Origin of the sequence: Streptomyces sp. NPDC002886 (assembly GCF_042888445.1) — a bacterium.
In the GTDB taxonomy this organism is placed as follows: Bacteria; Actinomycetota; Actinomycetes; order Streptomycetales; family Streptomycetaceae; genus Streptomyces.
Genome location: NZ_JBIAPV010000012.1, coordinates 1 through 16,134, shown reverse-complemented (window position 1 = coordinate 16,134; position 16,134 = coordinate 1). Strand labels below are relative to the sequence as shown.

The window sequence follows — 16,134 nt, the reverse complement described above, 5'->3', positions numbered from 1 at the left end:
ACCGCGCACGTAGGCTGCGCGAATGAGCACACCCGCCAAGCCCCTCCGTCTCGCCCCGGTCACCCCCGAGAACTTCGCCGCCGTCTCCGCGCTGTCGGTCCGTCCCGACCAGGAGCACCTCGTCTCGCCGGTCGTGAAGTCGCTGGCGGAGGCCTACGCCCACGGGGAAACGGCCTGGCCCCGGGCGATCGTCGACGGCGACGAGGTCGTCGGCTTCGTGATGGCCTTCCTCGACATCCCCTGGGACCCGGCCGAGGACCCCCACGACATACGCTCCGGCCTCTGGCGCCTGAACGTCTCGGCCGCCCACCAGTCCAAGGGCTACGGCCGCTTCGCCGTCACGGCGGTCACCGAGGAGCTCCGCCGCCGCGGCACCTCCCACGCGTACGTCACCTGGCACCCGGGCCCCGGCACCCCCGAACCCTTCTACCTCTCCCTCGGCTTCCGCCCGACGGGCGAACAGAGCGACGGCGAAACGGTGGCCGTCCTGGACCTCCGGACCGCCTGACCTCCGGCCCCCTGAGCCCCAGCCACCTGCCCCCGAAGAACTCCACGCCCCAACACCCCGCCCCTACCCCGCGGCGGCCGTCGCCCCCGCCCGGTACTCCCGCGGGCTGACCCCCCGTACCCGCTTGAAGGCGGTCGAGAGCGCGAACGCCGAGCTGTAGCCGACCCTGCGGGCGGCCGAAGCGAGCGTGGTGGACGGGTCGTTCAACAGGTCCGCCGCCAACGCCAGCCGCCAGCCCGTCAGATAGGACATCGGCGGCTCGCCGACCAGCTCGGTGAAACGCCGGGCGAACGCGGCCCGCGAGACGCCGACCTCGCGCGCCAGCGACTCCACCGTCCAGCCGTGGGCGGGGTTCTCGTGCAGCAGCCGCAGCGCCGGGCCGGTGACCGGGTCGTTCTCGGCGCCACCGCGCTCCGCGAGCCAGCCGCGTACGACGCCGATCAGCAGCAGGTCCAGGATCCGGTTCAGTACGAGCTCTTGGGCCGGCTCCGTACGGGAGATCTCCACGCCCAGCAGCCCGACCAGCGCGGAGTCCACCGGCCCGACCAGCACCCGCGGAAGCGCGTTGAGCAGGCGGCTGCCGATCTCGCCCGGGTCCTGGTAGGTGCCGCTCAGCATCACCGCCGACCCTTCCGCCGCACCCCACGTCCGTACTCCGAGAGCCATGGAGTCCGACACGTCCTCTCCGCCCTCGACCTTGCTGCACCGCTGGTCGGGACCCACCCTGATCTGCCAGGGCGTGTCCTTGGCATCGGCGACGCTGTACGGAACCGGTCCCCGCACCAGAGCCGCCTCGCCCGGCGCGACGAGCACCGGTTCGCCGTCGTCGGGCAGCAGCCACGCCGACCCGTGCACCATCGTCATCACCGACAGCGGGGCCCGGTCCTCGATCCGGATCGACCAGGGCGGGTTGAACACGCATTTGATGAGGAAGGCCGATTTGGCCTTGGGGCCTTCGAGCAGAGCCGTCAGCGTATCCATCGGCCCATTCTCCCCACCCCCGCCCGCACCCGGCCCGCCCGTATCCGGGCCACCCGCGCCCCGCCCGCTCACTCCGCGCCCGCCCACTCCCTACACGTCCCAGGCACCGCGGGCCGCCGCCTCCCGCGCGAAGTCCGAGAAGTCCCGCGGCTTGCGGCCCAGCACTTCCTCGACCCCGTCCACGAGGTGCGCGTTGCGCCCGTCCAGGATCAGCGCGAACAGGTCCGCGAACTCCTCCGGCAGCCCGTTCTCGCGCAGCACCGCGCGGTAGGCGCCGTCCGAGACCGGGACGTACGAGATCTCGCGCCCGGTCGCCTTCGACAGCTCGGCCGCGACATCGGAGAAGCTGAGCAGCCGCGGGCCGGAGAGCTCGTACGTTCGGCCGATGTGCCGGTCGTCCTCGGTCAGCGCGGCGACCACCACGTCGGCGATGTCGTCGGCGTCGACGAACGGCTCGACGGCGTCGGCCGTCGGCAGGGCGATCTCCCCGGCGAGCACCGGCTCCAGGAAGAAGCTCTCGTCGAAGTTCTGGTTGAACCAGGCCGCGCGCACCACCGTCCAGTCGGCCCCGGACTCCTTCAGCGCTTCCTCGCTCCGCTGCGCCGCTTCCTCGCCGCGCCCCGAGAGCAGCACCAGCCGGCGCACCCCGGCGGCCACGGCCACCCGTGCGAAGGCTCCGACCTGTTCGGCGGCGCCGGGGAAGCCGAGGTCGGGGTAGTACGTGACGTACGCCCGGTCCACGCCCGCCAGGGCCGGTCCCCAGCTCTCGGGCTCGTTCCAGTCGAAGGCCGGCTCACCGGAGCGCGACCCGATGCGGACCGGGCGGCCCAGGGCGGTGAGCTTCTCGGCCACGCGCCGGCCCGTCTTGCCCGTGCCACCGATGACCAGCGTGCGGAGGTCGTTGTCGTTCTGCGTCTGCTGCGTTGTCTTCGTCATGGGGACCAGTCAACTCCCCCGGCCCGAGACGGAACATCGCCGAGAAGCTCAACCGCATACGCCTGCGTCCACGGCCTCGTCGCCACGCCCGTAGCCACCCCCGCGGGCGGCTCCCGCTACTGCTCGGCGAGCGTGTGCTTCACGAGTGCGTTGGCGTGTCCGTGCCCGATCCCGTGCTCGGTCTTGAGCCAGCCGACGAGCTCCATGTGCTTGGTCAGCGGCGAGGCACGGATGAGCTCCTGCCACTCCGCGACCGGACGGCCGTACTTCTTCTCGATGGAAGGGAAGTAGCTGGCGGGGCCCTTCACCGGCTCGCTCATGACGATCCTCTTCTCTCGTTGCCTTCTGGCGCACACGATGCGACGTACGAGGGGTAGACCGGGGCCCTCGCGAAAACTCATCGGCCCCCTCCCGAAAATATCGGATGATCCCCTTCATGATGTGGACCGAACGCGCCGTCACCCGAGCCGGCGTCCGTCTGACCTGCCGTGACTGGGACTCCCCCCACCCCGCCTCCGCGCCCCCCGTCGTCCTCCTCCACGGCCTCGCGGGCCATGCGGGCGAATGGGACGCCACCGCCGCGCACCTGGCCCCGCACCACCGCGTGGTGGTGGTGGACCAGCGCGGTCACGGAGCCAGCGAGCGCCGCCCCGAGGACGTCTCCCGCGCCGCGTACGTGGCGGACGTACGGGCCGTCTGCGAGCAGCTCGGCGTGCACCGCCCGGTACTGGTGGGCCAGTCGCTCGGCGGCCACACCGCGATGCTCACCGCCGCCGCCCACCCGGACCTCGTACGGGGCCTCGTGCTGATCGACGCCGGCGCCGCCCGGGCCGATCCGGACACCCCGGAACAGATCGGCGGCTGGCTGGACTCCTGGCCGCTCCCGTTCCCCAGCCTCGACGGGGCTCGCACCTTCCTCACCGGTCAGGGGCTGAACGGCGAGGCCTGGGCAGCCGGCTTGGAGCAGCGCGCGGACGGCTGGTACCCGCGCTTCGAGCGCTCGGTGATGGTCGGGGCCATCGCCGAGAACGGCACCCGCGACTGGTGGCCGCAGTGGCGCGCGGTCCGCTGCCCCACCCTGCTGGTCATCGGAGAGAAAGGGATCATGCCGCCGGAGGAGTCCGTCCGGATGCTCGACTCGGCCGACCCGTCCACCGCGACGACGGCGGTCTCCGTCCCGGGCTCGGGGCACGACGTCCACCTGGACCGGCCCGCCGTCGTGCACTCCCTGCTGTCCACGTTCCTTTCGGAGCTGCGAACGGAGTAGCAGCCGAAGTTCAGGCAACCGGGTGGCCTTGGTGACCCCCGTCCGACCACGTCGTTCACCAGGACATGATCAAGCGCATCGCCACCACGGCCCTCCTCGCCGGTACCGCCGCCCTCGCCATCGCCGCCCCCGCCATGGCCGCCGAGCCGCCGCTCGCCGACTCCGTCACCAGCACCGTCGCGGACGCCCCCCAGGACATCGCGGGCCTGGTGCCCGGCCAGGCCGGCGACGACCTGACCGACTTCTCGGGCGCGTTCGGCGCGTTCACCGCGGGCAACGCCCAGCAGACCGTCTCCAACGGCTGACCCGCACACCCACCCCGGACTTCTCGGAGCGGCAGATCCGCGAACTCCCCGGATCCCCCGAACCCCTGGACCGAACCCGGTCCGGGGGTTCGTCCGTCCAGCGCCCGGGTACGACGCTCACGAGCCACCACGACCTGGGTCAACCACAGGTCAAGCAATATGATCACATTGCGGTATGACCACGACGAAGACCCTCTACCTGCTCTGCTCCGCCGCCCCGCCCGTCTTCGACGTGGCCCGTGTCATCGAAGACGCCCAGTCCCGCGGCTGGGACGTCTGCCTCGGCCTCACCCCCACCGCCGCGCACTGGCTCTCCGGCAGCCTCGACGGTCTCGCCGCGCTCACCGGCCACCCCGTCCGCTGGCAGTACAAACTGCCCGGCGAGCCCGACGTATGGCCGACGGCCGACGCCCTGCTCTTCGCCCCGGCCACGTTCAACTCCGTCAACGCCTGGGCCCTCGGCCTGACCGACCGGTTCGTCGTCGGGGTCGCCGCCGAGGCCATCGGCAAGGGAACCCCCGTCGTCACCATGCCCTGCGCGAACTCCGCCCTCACCGCCCACCCGCAGTTCGACCAGTCCCTGGCCGTCCTGCGCGGCGCCGGCGTCTCGGTCCTGTTCGGCGACGGCGGATTCGTACCCGGACCGGCCGGCCCCGACGCCCCCGCGCACTTCCCCTGGGCGGCAGCCCTGGCCGAGGTGGACCGCATGGCGGCATCCGCCGCGTAGCCCGCCCGGGGCGCCGCTACTCCCCGGTGACCCCGTCGATCGCCTCGCGCAGCAGGTCCGCGTGCCCGTTGTGCCGGGCGTACTCCTCGATCATGTGGGCCAGTACGTAGTGCAGGGAGAAGGCCTGGTCCTCGTAGGAGCCGGTCACGTCCAGGGACTCGGCCGCGTCCACGATCGCCCGCGAGCGCGCACAGGTGTCCTCCCAGATCTTGAACGACCCGGCGACGTCGGCGTCGTCCACGTGGAACTCCGTCCACTCCCCCGCCTCGTTCTTCGGGAAGTACCCGCGGACGTCCTCTCCGCCCACGACATTGCGGAACCAGCCGCGCTCGACCTCCGCGAGATGCCGTACCAGCCCGAGCAGACTCAGCCCCGACGGAGCCACCGCCCTGCGCCGCAGCTGCTCGTCCGACAGCCCGGCGCACTTCATCATCAGGGTGTCCCGCTGCCACTGGAGGACGCTGGTCAAGGTGGCTCGTTCGTCGCCCACCAGCACGGGCCGGGTCCGCTGCTCATCGATCATCGGATGATGATCACAGCCCGACGGCGATGCCCGCACCGCGATTTCACATCGCGGACGCGGCAAACGGAACCACCCCGCCGGCTCCCCGACCCGCCAGTCCCGCCACCTTCTCCGGATTCACCTGCAGCCGCAGGTTCACGACCCGCCCGTCCACCGCGTCCAGGTCGTAGGTCAGCGCGGCGCACGCGACTCCCCCGTGGACGAACACCACCGACTCCTCCCCGTTGACCCGCGCGGACTCCAGGGTCACCGCCCGCAGCGCGGGCTTGGCGAGCATCCCCAGCAGCCAGCGCGCCACGTGGTCGGCCCCGTGCAGCGGCCGCCGGGCCGCCGTCACCTTCCCGCCGCCGTCCGACCAGGCCGTCACCTCGGGAGCGAGCAGCTCCATCACCGCGTTCAGGTCCCCGCCCGCACACGCCGCGAGGAACCGCCGCGTCGCCTCGCCCCGTTGCTCCGGCTCGGTGGCGAACCGCGGCCGCCGGTCCTGTACATGGGCCCGGGCCCGGTGTCCGATCTGCCGTACGGTCCCCTCCCCGCGGTCCAGTACCCCCGCCAACTCCGCGTACGAGTACCCGAACACCTCCCGCAGCACGAACACGGCGCGCTCCAGCGGACTCAGGCTCTCCAGCACCACCAGCATCGCGGTCGACACCGTCTCGGCCAGCTCCACCCGCTCCGCACCGTCGGGCACGGCCGGCGGGGCCTCGGTCAGCAGCGGCTCGGGCAGCCACGGCCCGATGTAGGTCTCACGGGTGGCGCGGGCGGAAGTGAGCCGGTTCAGGGACAGATTGGTGACCGTGCGCACCAGATACGCCCTCGGGTTGAGGACGTCCGACCGGTCCGCGCGGTCCCAGTTCAACCATGCGTCCTGGAGCACGTCCTCGGCGTCGACGACGCTGCCGAGCATCCGGTAGGCCACGTCGAACAGCATCCGCCGATGGGCGGTGAAGGGACCGAGGGCATCGGCAGAGGCTTCCGGGGCGCGGCAGTCCTCACTGACGATCATGCCGCCGCCGCCCCCACCGCTCCCGCCAGCGCACGAGCCCCGGCCGCGCTGCTCGCGTACGTGGGAGCCCAGCCCAGCTCACGCCGCGCCTTGGCGTTCGTCAGCCGCAGGTCCGTCCCCATGATGGTGTGCGCGAGCGGAGCCGGCTTCAGCACCCACAGCGGTACGGTCATCGGCGCGGGCGCCCCGAACGCCGCGGCCACCGCCCGCATGTGCGCGTCCCACCCCAGCGGCTCGTCGTCGACGATGTTGTACGCCTGCCCGGGCCGCCCCGACTCCACGCCGGCCACGACGGCGTTCGCCGCGTCGTCCACGTCGACCCAACTCAGCGCCCGCCCCCTGGACGGCACCACGGGCAGGGCGCGCTTGCGCAGCATCGGCACCACGTGGACATCCGTGATCCCGGCTCCGTAGAACAGCCCGAAGCGCAGGCTCACGCCCTCGATCCCGTCGGCGGTGAAGGCCAGCTCCTCCTTGGTCCGCATCGCGCCCACGTGCCGCTCCAGCCAGACGTTCGCCCCCTGCGGCCCGAATCCGTCGTCCTCGCCGAGCACGGCCCCGCCGTGGTCCCCGTACCCGTAGCCGAACATCATCGACTCCACGACGAACCGCCGCGCCCCGGTCTCCCGCGCGGCGGCCAGCAGATGGGCGGTCCCCTCGGTGCGCAGCGCGTTGGTCCCCGCCATGTCCTGGTGCCGGGCCATGGTCTTCCCCGACAGCGCCGTGGCCGCGTGCACCACCACGTCGAAGCCGAGCCCGTCCACGGCCCGCAACAGGCCCTCCCGGTCGAGCAGGTCGGCCCGGACGTCCATCCCGGCGCCCCGCCCGAGACCGGCGACCTCGTGCCCGGCCGCACGCAGAGCCCGTACCGCCCGCTGTCCCAGCACCCCGCTCGCACCCGCCAGCAGAACCTTCATGGCCGTCTCCCTCGTCGCTCGCTCTTCGCGATGTCATCCATGGGACAAACGAGAGCCCCGGAAGGTGACACGACAGAAGAGTGACCTGCCCCACAACGCGCGGCAGAAGTCCCGGACGTCACCCGGCGCGCCCGGAACACCCAACGTTAACGCCGTTAATGCCCGCCCCCCCTCCACCAACCCCCGGGCCTCCGGCGTTAACGCCGTTAATGCCTCCACCCCCACCACGCCAAGCCCCCGCACGGCTCCGGCGTTAACGCCGTTAATGCCAACCCCCACCACCCGGTCCCGCGCCGCCCGGCGTTAACGCCGTTAATGCCCGGCCCCACCACCGAGCCCGCCGCCCCTCGGCGTTAACGCCGTTAATGCTTCCCACGGCCACCCCGCGAGCCCCAGCCCCTCGACCGTTAACGCCGTTAACGCCCCACCGCACCGCACGGCCAACCGCCGAGGCACGCCCCCCGCCGTTAACGCCGTTAACGCCGTTAATACCTCGCGCCTCCACCCCTCGCCCCGCACCACCTCCCCCAAGGCGTTAACGCCGTTAATGATCCACTTCCCCAGAGGATGCTGCCGCGAGTCCGCACAACGCCCGCGCCCGCGCGCCGGTCCGAACGGGGCCTGTCGCCCCGGACTCCGCACCTTCCGCGACCGGCTGACGACGCGTCCAGGGCGGCCCGCCCCCGCTCGGGAGGCGATTCCCCACCGATCCACACCACTTCGTTAGCAAAACTCAAGCGTGGTGCCCACGAACACCCTTGAACGTTAGTAAAGTCCCTCGCATGACTTCACCCTCGTCACCGAGCGACCGCGAGAAGGTCGTCTCCAAGCTCCCTCCGTGGCTGCGCCAGGAGCTCAAGATCCGCACCGCCCAACTGAGGGTGGACATCCAGGACGCCGTCCACCAGGGCATCGCCCACTGGAGCGCGCTCGCCTCCTCCCCCTCCCCCGTCGACACCTCCGGCGCCGAGTCCTTCTCGACCTGGCTGCCCGCAGGCCAGTGGGAGTCCTTCCGCTCCGACTCCAAGGACCGCGGCGTCTCCCTCATCCAGGGGCTCGCCCAAGCCGTCTCCCTCTGGCTGGAGATGAACCCGGCCCCCACCGTGAAGCGGCCCTCGGTCGTACGCCGCATCGTGGTGTGCAACCAGAAGGGCGGTGTCGGCAAGACCGCCATCACCGCCGGCACCGCCGAAGCCCTCGCGGAGGACCCGGACACCCTCCACCCGGTCCGCGTGGCCCGCCAACTGGCCCGGCTCTCGGCGACCGAGGACTCCGACCAGACGGCCCCGGATGCCATCGCGTCCGCTACATCCGCCCCGCCGGTAGACCTGGAAGACCTGCCCGGACTCGGCATGCGCGTCCTGCTCGTCGACTTCGACCCCCAGGGGCACCTCACCAAGCAGCTCGGCCGGCAGCCACTGCCCATCGGCGGAGACAGCCTCACCTGCCACATGGCGGGCGAGGCCAAGGGCCCCCTCGCCGACCTGATCGTCCCCATCCCGGACGAGCACTTCGGCGACCGGCTCCACATCCTCCCGGCCTGCACGGACGCGTTCCTCCTCGACGTCCGCCTCTCCACGGTCCGCGCCCGCGAGGCCGCGCTCGAACGGGCCCTCGCCCCGGTGGAGGCCGACTACGACGTCATCCTCATCGACTGCCCGCCCAGCCTCGGCCTGAGCATGGACGCCGCCATCTACTACGGCCGCCGCCGCGACGCCGAACAGCCGGGAGCCTCCGGCGCGCTGATCGTGGTCCAGGCCGAGGACTCCTCGGCGGACGCCTACGACCTCCTCACGTCCCAGATCAACGATCTCCGCGACGATCTCAGCCTCGACATCGACTACCTCGGTCTCGTCGTCAACCTCTACGACGGCCGGCGCGGCTACATCGCGACCTCCTCCCTCCAGGCCTGGATGGACATAAAGGATCCGCGCGTGGTGGCCATCGTTCCCGACCTCAAGGAACAGCGCGAAGCGGTCCGCGTGAAGCAACCGCTGTTCGTCTACGCACCCAAGGGCGAGCAGGCCGTCGCCCTGCGCGCCCTCGCAAGGGAGATCTCATGAGCAAGGCCGACAAACTCGGAGTCTCGAGCTCCTTCGCCCGCGCCCAGCCCGTCGGCGTCAGTTCCCGCCGCGCGGCGATCGCCGAAGCCACCGGCGCCCCCACCTCCGGCGTGGTCCCACCCTCCGAGGTGCCGATCGAGGCCCTCGCCCACAACCCGTTCAACCTCCGCGAGGACCTCACGGAGCTCGAAGAGCTGGCCGCGTCCCTGACCGTCCGGGGGCAGCTCCAGCCCCTGGCGGTCGCCACCCGCATGGCCTTCATGGAGGCGCACCCCGGAAACGCCGAGGGCCTGGGCCGCGCCCCGTACGTGGTCATCGACGGCAACCGGCGCCTGGCGGCGGCCCAGCGCGCCGGCCTGCGCACCATGCAGATCCACGTCAACGACTCCCTCGCCTCCTCGGCGGCGGACATCCTGGAGTCGGCGCTCATCGCCAACGTCCACCGCGTCGACGTGGCGCCCATGGACCAGGCCCGCGCCCTGCAGGAGCTCGTCGAGGTGCACGGCTCCCAGGCCCAGGTCGCCAAGCGCCTCGGCAAAACACCGGCCTGGGTCTCCCAGCGACTGACCCTCCTCAACCTCACCCCGGAACTCCAGGACAAGGTGGAGACCGGCGAACTCAAGGTGGAACCGGCCCGCCGCATCGGCCGCCTCCCCCAGGGGGACCAGGCGTCCGCGGCGGAGGAGGCCGTTAACGCCGTTAACCCCCCGCGCCAACGCACCCGCCCGGCCCCCGCCCCTGCTCCCGCCCCCGAGCTCTCCCCCTCCGCATCCCCCTCCGCGTCCCCCCGCCGCATCACCATCGCGGCGGACTCCCCGGACACGATCGCGGACGCCCTCACCGCCCACCTCACCCCGGACGACCTGAAGGCAGTGACAGAACTCCTCCTGACCCGCATCTAACCCACCCAGACCCGACCCCACTCGACACGAAGGGGGGCGTTGGCCCGGCCGGACCACCATCGCCCCCACGTGTGTTTCAGGTGCGTTCCATGGTGCGGTTCGCATAAGCTGCGCCTGGAGGTGCCCATGCCCAACGCGCACGAAAACGAACAGACCTCGCTCTTCGCCGCGGTCGATGCCCTGCTGGAAGAGGCCGCGGCACAGGACGCCCTCCCGCACCCGGACGAGCGCAAGCGCCTCCGCGAAGCCGCGGGCCTGAGCCAGGACCAGATCGCCCAGGCCCTGGCCGTCCGCCGCGAAACGGTCACCTCCTGGGAGACCGGCCGCACGGCCCCCCGCCCTCCAAAGCGCGCCGCCTACGCCCGCCTCCTCAACGGCCTGGCAGACCTCCACGGCATTAACGCCGTTAACGCCCCCACCCCACCCCAAGCCGCGGCCCCTCACGCCACCCCGAGCATTAACGCCGTTAACGCCCCGCAGGCCCCCACCCCGCAGGTCGTCGTCCCTGAGGCCGAGACCCCTCAACCGGCCGCCCCCGTTAACGGCGTTAACGCCGTTAACGCCACCCCCCACTCCGTGGACGCCGGCCCCGAGGCCTCCCCCCCGCACCCGGGGCCCGGGACGGAGCCCCAGTTCCGGGAAGGGACGGGTAGGGGAACAGCCCCGCAGGGCCCCACCACGCGCCGCACCCCCCACCCCCAAACGGGAACGGGAAGGCTCACACCCCACCTGGAGGGCAACGGCCCCCTGGCCGTACTGGACGGCTCGGGCAAGGCCCACGCCGCCCACGGCGCGGTCCTTTCACCCCCCGCCACCCCCACCCTCCCCGCCCTCGTCGAATGGGCCCTCTCCCCGGCCGCCGACCTCCGCTCCCCCCGCCTCCACCGCAACGGCAAGGACGGCGACCCCCTCCTCGTCCTCACCCCCGCCGCCACCGAGGCACTCGGACTCCCCCTGGTCCTCGAAGACCGCCGCGGCCTGCGCCTCCCCGACGACCACCCGGTCATCAAGCAGCTCACCAAGGCGAAATGGCAGCTGACCCGGCGCGGCTTCGGCCCGTGGCCCCGCATCTACCGCCCCGCCACCCCCACCACCGGCCGCCAGTGCGTCCAGCTCGCGATCCTCCCCTGGGGCGCCCTCGACCCCCGCGCCTGGGGCGAGCACACCGCCGACCTGCCCGCACCGGAACTCGCCGAGCTCCTCACCTCCTACGCGACCCGCGTCCTCACCCCGCGCGGCTCCACCGCCGTCTCGGGCCTGGAGCTGATGACGGCGCTGCGCCCGCCCACCCGCGCCGCCCGCGACGAGTTGACGAACACCTGGGTCTCCGCCCCGGTCCCCGGCTCGCTCACCCGCCCCGTCGACCCCGCTCCCCCGGAGGCCCCCGACGAGCACCCGGTCGTCGCGGCCCTCTACCCCCGGTCCCACCAGCGCACCCCGGACCAGGTCCTCGACGAGGAGGCGTACGACTGGATCCGCGACCCCCAGCTCCTCAGCGACGCCGAGTGCACCCGCACCCACGCCGTCGGCATCGACGTGAACATGGCCTTCGCCGCGGCCGCCAACCGCCTCCTCGTCGGCACCGGCCCCGCCGTCCACACCGACGGCCCCCGCTTCGACCCGAAGCTCCCCGGCTCCTGGCTGGTGGACCTCTCCGCCCAAGCCACAGCCATGGACCCCCGGCTCCCCAGCCCCTTCACGCCGCAGGGCCTCCCGCCCACCGGCCCCGCCTGGTACGCCACTCCGACCCTCGCCTACGCCCAGGAGCTCGGCCTCACCGTCCGGCCCACCGAGGCCTGGCTCCGCCCGGAGCACGGCCCGTACCTCGACGCCTGGTACACCCGCCTGCGCGACGCCTACATGGCGACGATGGCCGAACTCGGCGTCCACGCCTCCCTCACGGACTCCGCCTTCCTCCAAGCGATGGCGGAGTACAAGGGCGACCCCGACTCCCCCGCCCCGCAGACGGCGGTCCTCTCCGCGATCAAGTCCACCGTCAAGGGCGGCATCGGCAAACTCCGCGAACGCCCGCAGGGCGCCGGCTACCGCCCCGGCGAAAGCTGGCCCGCCCTCGAACGCCCCACCTGGCGGCCCGACATCCGAGCCGCCGTCATCTCCACGGCCCGAGTCAACATGCACCGCAAGATGCAGAAGCTCGCGACAGCCGCGGACCTCTACCCCATCGCCGTCCTCTCCGACTGCGCGGTCTACCTCTCGGACGGCCCCAGCCCCCTCGACTTCCTCCCCCGCACCCCCGAGGGCAAGCCCCTGCCCGGCGGCTTCCGTCTCGGCGTCAGCCCCGGCATGGTCAAGCACGAGGGCACCCAACCCCTCCTCTGGGCCGTTCAACTACTCGACGAACGCCACAACCCCGCCCGTCACATCAAGGGCCACGACGCCGCGGCCGACGGAGAGTAAGAGCCACCCATGTCCGAGATCAGCGACAGCCTCGACCGCGCCGACGAACAGAACTTCACCCGCCCCATCCCCAAATCGGCCGGCGCCCAAATCCGATACCTCGTCAAACAACTCAAATCAACGAAGGCCGTGGCCGACCTCCTCGGCATCTCCCGGCGCACCGTCGAGCGGTACGTGAAGGACCAGATCAAGCAGCCCAAGCCGGCCCTCTCCGCCCGCCTGGAGAGCGAGGTGCGCCGCCGCTGGCAGCCCCTGGTCCGCAAGCGCGCCCGCGACAAGGCCGCGAAGCAGACCGGCCTGGTCATCGAGACCCGCGCCCGCTTCGGCTTCAGCGCGGCCCCCGGCACCACCGACGACGGCCGGATGCGACGCATCACCCAGCACCTCCCCCCGGAATACGCCTCCCGCCTCTTCAGCGCCCACGAGGCCGGAGCCTCCGAAGCCCAGCTCCGCGGCATCACCGCCGAAGGGCTCCAGGAGATCTACTTCAAGGACAACGGCGCCCGCGCCCAGGGCCTCTTGGTCGAGTTCACCGACATCGACTACGTCGAGCTCAACTTCTAGAAACCGGCCAACAGCCCCCACGAAGCAACAAGGGGGAACTTGTCAATGACGGCGTGGGCTCCGTGGCCGATTTCGACCGCATCTCCCGCGGACTCCCCCGAGCCCCTCCAAGCCCCCCTGAGCCCCTAAGCCAACACAAAGGGCCCCGGAGTACTCCGGGGCCCCCACAAGCCCCTGAGCACCCCTCAGAAGCCCTACAAACACCACTCACTCAGCCAACCGCGTGCAGCGCCCTACGCCGCTTCGACTCAGCCGCCTTCTTGGCGACGGCCTGAGCCGCCCGCTTCTTGCGCTGCTCGGCGAGCTGGTCCTGATACGCCGCCACTGCCCGGTGGTAGCTGGCCACATAGCCCCGAGCGTCCAGCCGCTCCTCCGCGTCCATCTCGTTCACGGCCGCGACCGCATCCTCGAACGAGGTGTACCCGGCGAGCATCGGGTTGATCTGGTAGACCCCGTTCCGGATCTTCCTGACCAACTTCGCCAGTTCCAGGCTCCGCAGCGCGGCGTTCACGCTCGGCCGGCTCAGGTCCAGCATTCCGCCGACCGTCGCCTGGTCGATGAGGATCCGCCCGCCCGGCTCGCTGAGCGAGCGCAACTTCAGCAACACCCGGTACGCCGCCGGAGGCAGGTCGAGGTCGGAGAGCAGCCCGTCTGCGTTGACCGCAGCGAATCGCAAGGTACTCACTGAGCCGTCCCTTCTCCCGTGCGCTTCGTCCGGCTCACCCGACGCGCAGCGCGCTCTCTTGCCCGTTCGGCCCGCAGTTCCGCGATGGCCTGCCTCATGTGGTCCAGCGAGGGGAAGCGCACCAGGTCCGGCAGGCTCGTATCGCTACGAATCTGCGAGATGGTCCCGTGCTGCTCCACCTTCACGAACTCACCCGTCATCTCAGTACCCGGGATGAACTCCGCTACCCGGTAACTGTAGGGCGGGTTGAACTGATACACACCCCGCCGCACCTTGAAGACGATCCCATGAGACATCACCGTGTGCAGAGCTTCCGACGTCTTCGTCCGACTGACATCCAGGATGGTAGCCATCTCCTCCTGGGTAAGTGGAATCCGCCCCCCCGCCCGCTGGCAGGCGATGAGCAGCAGGATCAGCCTCAGAGGCAGCGCTTCGCGGAAGTACTGGGCGATCACGAGGAAGAACTCGAGGCTGTCCATCGAGAACGCATTCGGCTGATTCTCGGTCCCGTAGAACTCCAGCGGCTTGCGCTCGCCGTCCAAGGTCAGCTTCCGCGTGGGGTACCGCTTCGCGAGGCTGTCCAGATCCTTGACCGGAGCCAGGGGCTGACTCCACGCGGAGATCGCATCGTCCACCGGCAGATCGGGACGCGGGGTCCCTACCGGATTGCCCCGGCGGCGCTGTGGCTCTGATGACACGAGGCTGCTCTCCACTCCGTTGATCTGCGGAGATCAGTATGTCAACAAGGGTGACACAAGTGTCACGCTCGTTGACGTTCGGCGTGTCTTGTGTCCCCTCACAGGTGACATATCTCAGCCACACACCCCCCGGGCCCCCCTCCCGACCCTCCCCGGCCAACCGCACCCGCCCCACCACCAGTTAGCCGGCAGATCTCCCCTCATACGTCAGCCCCACCGACGTTTTAGCGCATTTTCCGTCAGCCTCACTGACATTTCGCAGCCGTTGTGTCCCCCTAGCAGCGACACAACACCCGAGATATGTCCCTCCTGAGGGGACATATCTTTTCCCCCGCACCCCCTCTGACCTGCGACGACGCATCTCCGTACCTTCTATAGGCCGGTGGCCGCTCCCGCCCAGACCCTGAACGCCGTCTCAACGCGCACGCAAGACCCCCGGCCCGCCCCAAAAACCACGCCTTCGCTAACCCCAGAGACCCCAGCGGAACCCCTCGCTCCTCAGCCACAACCCCGCAGAATCTGACTGATTCCCATCTCTATCCACCCATCATTTTGAATCAGACCTCATCTACACTCCTTAACTCGGTTAACACCTCAGGCAGCACCGGCGTTAACGCCGTTAAGACCACCAGCAAAACCGCAGGTCACAACCCCGCGGGCCAAACCACCTGCTGGACATCCCAAAAATGACACTTCACGTCTGCGAACCCCCATCCACGACCCAGCAACGACCTCAAACCTCTAAGAATCCGCGGTGGCCGATTCCAACAAGGTCCACCAAACCTCATAACCCGACCAACCAGAACTTCTGTCAGTGGACTTCACTCTCAAGGCGAAGTCGACTCTCGCAACGGCCTGCTCTGACGCTGTGAGACAGCTTCGCTGGGGCCCCAAGCGCACTCTTCCCAACCCTGGGAAGCCCCAAGATTCCCCAGCAGACCGAAGTGAGTACACAACAGTCGCGTCCCAACTCGAAGGAACCTCTTTCCAGCTCTCAGTGCCTGTCTCAAGCTCCCAACTCTTAGCCACCGGTGGAAGCCCCCCAGGGGCCAGGCCGCGAGGCTCTGAAGAGGAAGGCCTCCTCCCCTCAGCGCTCTGAGGCTCTAGAGCAGGCAGGAGCCCTGCTCTGGCTGAACTCAGCAAAGCGAAAGCCAGTCCTAAGCCAAGCCAGGGCTTCACCCTCAAACGCTGGCCATTAAGGCTATTCGGCCCCAGACACCCAGCGTCCGATACTTCTGAGCCTGCCTGCCCCTGGAGCGAAGCGGAGGGGGTGCCTCTTGCTAAGCAAGAGGAGCAGAGGGGGTCTCTCTCGAAGCAAAGGCTCAGCTCCCGCGCGAAGCGCGGGAGTCCCTTAGGACCGCGAAGCGGTCCCCCGTGGTGGAGCCCAGCGGAACCAGGGCAGTCCTAAGCGAAGCGCAGAACTCCGGCCGAAGGCCGGCCATAGCTCGGAGCGAAGCGGAGAGCCAGGCGCCGAAGGCGCCTCGGCCGAGCGCAGCGAGGCCGTTCAGTCCTGAGCGCGCAGCGCTCAGGTACCCGGAGCAAAGCGGAGGGTCTCCGCCCCGAAGGGGCGGCCCGGGCGCGAAGCGCCCGGAGCCCCTCCCAAGCGCGCAGCGCTTGGGTACCCGCTCCGCGGG

16 protein-coding genes are annotated in these 16,134 nt (G+C 70.6%); 8 read left to right on the top strand and 8 right to left on the bottom strand.

Annotated features, from left to right (window positions below; all coding sequences use genetic code 11):
- The first annotated feature begins 22 nt into the window (after positions 1–22).
- Positions 23–508: a GNAT family N-acetyltransferase gene (locus tag ACFYYB_RS35635; protein WP_389441342.1), complete on the top strand. Its 486-nt coding sequence runs from the start codon at positions 23–25 to the stop codon at positions 506–508.
- Between the two features lie 63 nt (positions 509–571).
- Here ACFYYB_RS35635 and ACFYYB_RS35630 read toward each other — a convergent pair whose 3' ends face one another.
- The 3 genes from ACFYYB_RS35630 to ACFYYB_RS35620 all read right to left on the bottom strand — a co-directional run bounded on the left by ACFYYB_RS35630 (position 572) and on the right by ACFYYB_RS35620 (position 2,745).
- Positions 572–1,489, bottom strand: a complete 918-nt coding sequence (locus ACFYYB_RS35630; protein WP_389441339.1) for an AraC family transcriptional regulator — start codon at positions 1,487–1,489, stop codon at positions 572–574.
- 90 nt (positions 1,490–1,579) lie between these two features.
- Positions 1,580–2,425, bottom strand: coding sequence for an NAD(P)H-binding protein (locus tag ACFYYB_RS35625; RefSeq protein WP_389441336.1), 846 nt, complete (start codon positions 2,423–2,425; stop codon positions 1,580–1,582).
- A gap of 116 nt (positions 2,426–2,541) precedes the next feature.
- Positions 2,542–2,745 (bottom strand): DUF4287 domain-containing protein, encoded by a 204-nt coding sequence (locus ACFYYB_RS35620; RefSeq protein ID WP_389441333.1) that lies wholly within the window; start codon positions 2,743–2,745, stop codon positions 2,542–2,544.
- A gap of 116 nt (positions 2,746–2,861) precedes the next feature.
- Here ACFYYB_RS35620 and ACFYYB_RS35615 point away from each other — a divergent pair, with 116 nt between their 5' ends.
- The 3 genes from ACFYYB_RS35615 to ACFYYB_RS35605 all read left to right on the top strand — a co-directional run bounded on the left by ACFYYB_RS35615 (position 2,862) and on the right by ACFYYB_RS35605 (position 4,724).
- Complete coding sequence (locus ACFYYB_RS35615; RefSeq protein ID WP_389441330.1) at positions 2,862–3,692, top strand: alpha/beta fold hydrolase; 831 nt, start codon at positions 2,862–2,864, stop codon at positions 3,690–3,692.
- A gap of 65 nt (positions 3,693–3,757) precedes the next feature.
- Complete coding sequence (locus ACFYYB_RS35610; protein WP_327310014.1) at positions 3,758–3,997, top strand: hypothetical protein; 240 nt, start codon at positions 3,758–3,760, stop codon at positions 3,995–3,997.
- A gap of 175 nt (positions 3,998–4,172) precedes the next feature.
- A complete protein-coding gene (locus ACFYYB_RS35605) occupies positions 4,173–4,724 on the top strand; it encodes a flavoprotein (protein WP_389441327.1) in 552 nt (183 codons plus the stop codon).
- 16 nt (positions 4,725–4,740) lie between these two features.
- Here ACFYYB_RS35605 and ACFYYB_RS35600 read toward each other — a convergent pair whose 3' ends face one another.
- The 3 genes from ACFYYB_RS35600 to ACFYYB_RS35590 are packed head-to-tail and all read right to left on the bottom strand — an operon-like array spanning position 4,741 to position 7,170.
- Positions 4,741–5,247, bottom strand: a complete 507-nt coding sequence (locus ACFYYB_RS35600; RefSeq protein ID WP_389441325.1) for a DinB family protein — start codon at positions 5,245–5,247, stop codon at positions 4,741–4,743.
- Positions 5,248–5,290: 43 nt separating this feature from the next.
- Entirely contained in the window at positions 5,291–6,253 is a 963-nt protein-coding gene (locus tag ACFYYB_RS35595; protein ID WP_389441322.1) for an RNA polymerase sigma-70 factor, read from the bottom strand.
- Complete coding sequence (locus tag ACFYYB_RS35590; RefSeq protein WP_389441319.1) at positions 6,250–7,170, bottom strand: NAD-dependent epimerase/dehydratase family protein; 921 nt, start codon at positions 7,168–7,170, stop codon at positions 6,250–6,252. Before ACFYYB_RS35590 ends, ACFYYB_RS35595 begins: the two co-directional genes overlap by 4 nt.
- Positions 7,171–7,952: 782 nt before the next feature.
- On the opposite strand from ACFYYB_RS35590, the gene ACFYYB_RS35585 reads away from it, so the two are divergent.
- The 4 genes from ACFYYB_RS35585 to tpg all read left to right on the top strand — a co-directional run bounded on the left by ACFYYB_RS35585 (position 7,953) and on the right by tpg (position 13,117).
- Positions 7,953–9,233, top strand: coding sequence for a ParA family protein (locus ACFYYB_RS35585; protein WP_389441316.1), 1,281 nt, complete (start codon positions 7,953–7,955; stop codon positions 9,231–9,233).
- Complete coding sequence (locus ACFYYB_RS35580; protein ID WP_389441314.1) at positions 9,230–10,135, top strand: ParB/RepB/Spo0J family partition protein; 906 nt, start codon at positions 9,230–9,232, stop codon at positions 10,133–10,135. Before ACFYYB_RS35585 ends, ACFYYB_RS35580 begins: the two co-directional genes overlap by 4 nt.
- 126 nt (positions 10,136–10,261) lie before the next feature.
- Positions 10,262–12,553 (top strand): telomere-associated protein Tap, encoded by a 2,292-nt coding sequence (gene tap, locus ACFYYB_RS35575; protein WP_389441311.1) that lies wholly within the window; start codon positions 10,262–10,264, stop codon positions 12,551–12,553.
- A 9-nt stretch (positions 12,554–12,562) separates the two neighbouring features.
- Entirely contained in the window at positions 12,563–13,117 is a 555-nt protein-coding gene (gene tpg, locus ACFYYB_RS35570) for a telomere-protecting terminal protein Tpg (protein WP_389441308.1), read from the top strand.
- A 211-nt stretch (positions 13,118–13,328) separates the two neighbouring features.
- On the opposite strand, the gene ACFYYB_RS35565 is transcribed toward tpg, so the two are convergent.
- The gene (locus tag ACFYYB_RS35565; protein WP_250744360.1) at positions 13,329–13,802 is read right to left on the bottom strand and encodes a MarR family transcriptional regulator; all 474 of its coding nucleotides are present in this window, start codon (positions 13,800–13,802) and stop codon (positions 13,329–13,331) included.
- The gene (locus ACFYYB_RS35560; protein ID WP_239516702.1) at positions 13,799–14,437 is read right to left on the bottom strand and encodes a hypothetical protein; all 639 of its coding nucleotides are present in this window, start codon (positions 14,435–14,437) and stop codon (positions 13,799–13,801) included. The genes ACFYYB_RS35565 and ACFYYB_RS35560 overlap by 4 nt, the downstream gene beginning before the upstream one ends.
- Positions 14,438–16,134 lie beyond the last annotated feature (1,697 nt).

Coding starts and splice junctions, on each gene's coding strand:
- ACFYYB_RS35635 (WP_389441342.1), top strand. CDS start 23: ATGAGCACACCCGCCAAGCCCCTCCGTCTCGCCCCGGTCACCCCCGAG.
- ACFYYB_RS35630 (WP_389441339.1), bottom strand. CDS start 1,489: ATGGATACGCTGACGGCTCTGCTCGAAGGCCCCAAGGCCAAATCGGCC.
- ACFYYB_RS35625 (WP_389441336.1), bottom strand. CDS start 2,425: ATGACGAAGACAACGCAGCAGACGCAGAACGACAACGACCTCCGCACG.
- ACFYYB_RS35620 (WP_389441333.1), bottom strand. CDS start 2,745: ATGAGCGAGCCGGTGAAGGGCCCCGCCAGCTACTTCCCTTCCATCGAG.
- ACFYYB_RS35615 (WP_389441330.1), top strand. CDS start 2,862: ATGATGTGGACCGAACGCGCCGTCACCCGAGCCGGCGTCCGTCTGACC.
- ACFYYB_RS35610 (WP_327310014.1), top strand. CDS start 3,758: ATGATCAAGCGCATCGCCACCACGGCCCTCCTCGCCGGTACCGCCGCC.
- ACFYYB_RS35605 (WP_389441327.1), top strand. CDS start 4,173: ATGACCACGACGAAGACCCTCTACCTGCTCTGCTCCGCCGCCCCGCCC.
- ACFYYB_RS35600 (WP_389441325.1), bottom strand. CDS start 5,247: ATGATCGATGAGCAGCGGACCCGGCCCGTGCTGGTGGGCGACGAACGA.
- ACFYYB_RS35595 (WP_389441322.1), bottom strand. CDS start 6,253: ATGATCGTCAGTGAGGACTGCCGCGCCCCGGAAGCCTCTGCCGATGCC.
- ACFYYB_RS35590 (WP_389441319.1), bottom strand. CDS start 7,170: ATGAAGGTTCTGCTGGCGGGTGCGAGCGGGGTGCTGGGACAGCGGGCG.
- ACFYYB_RS35585 (WP_389441316.1), top strand. CDS start 7,953: ATGACTTCACCCTCGTCACCGAGCGACCGCGAGAAGGTCGTCTCCAAG.
- ACFYYB_RS35580 (WP_389441314.1), top strand. CDS start 9,230: ATGAGCAAGGCCGACAAACTCGGAGTCTCGAGCTCCTTCGCCCGCGCC.
- tap (WP_389441311.1), top strand. CDS start 10,262: ATGCCCAACGCGCACGAAAACGAACAGACCTCGCTCTTCGCCGCGGTC.
- tpg (WP_389441308.1), top strand. CDS start 12,563: ATGTCCGAGATCAGCGACAGCCTCGACCGCGCCGACGAACAGAACTTC.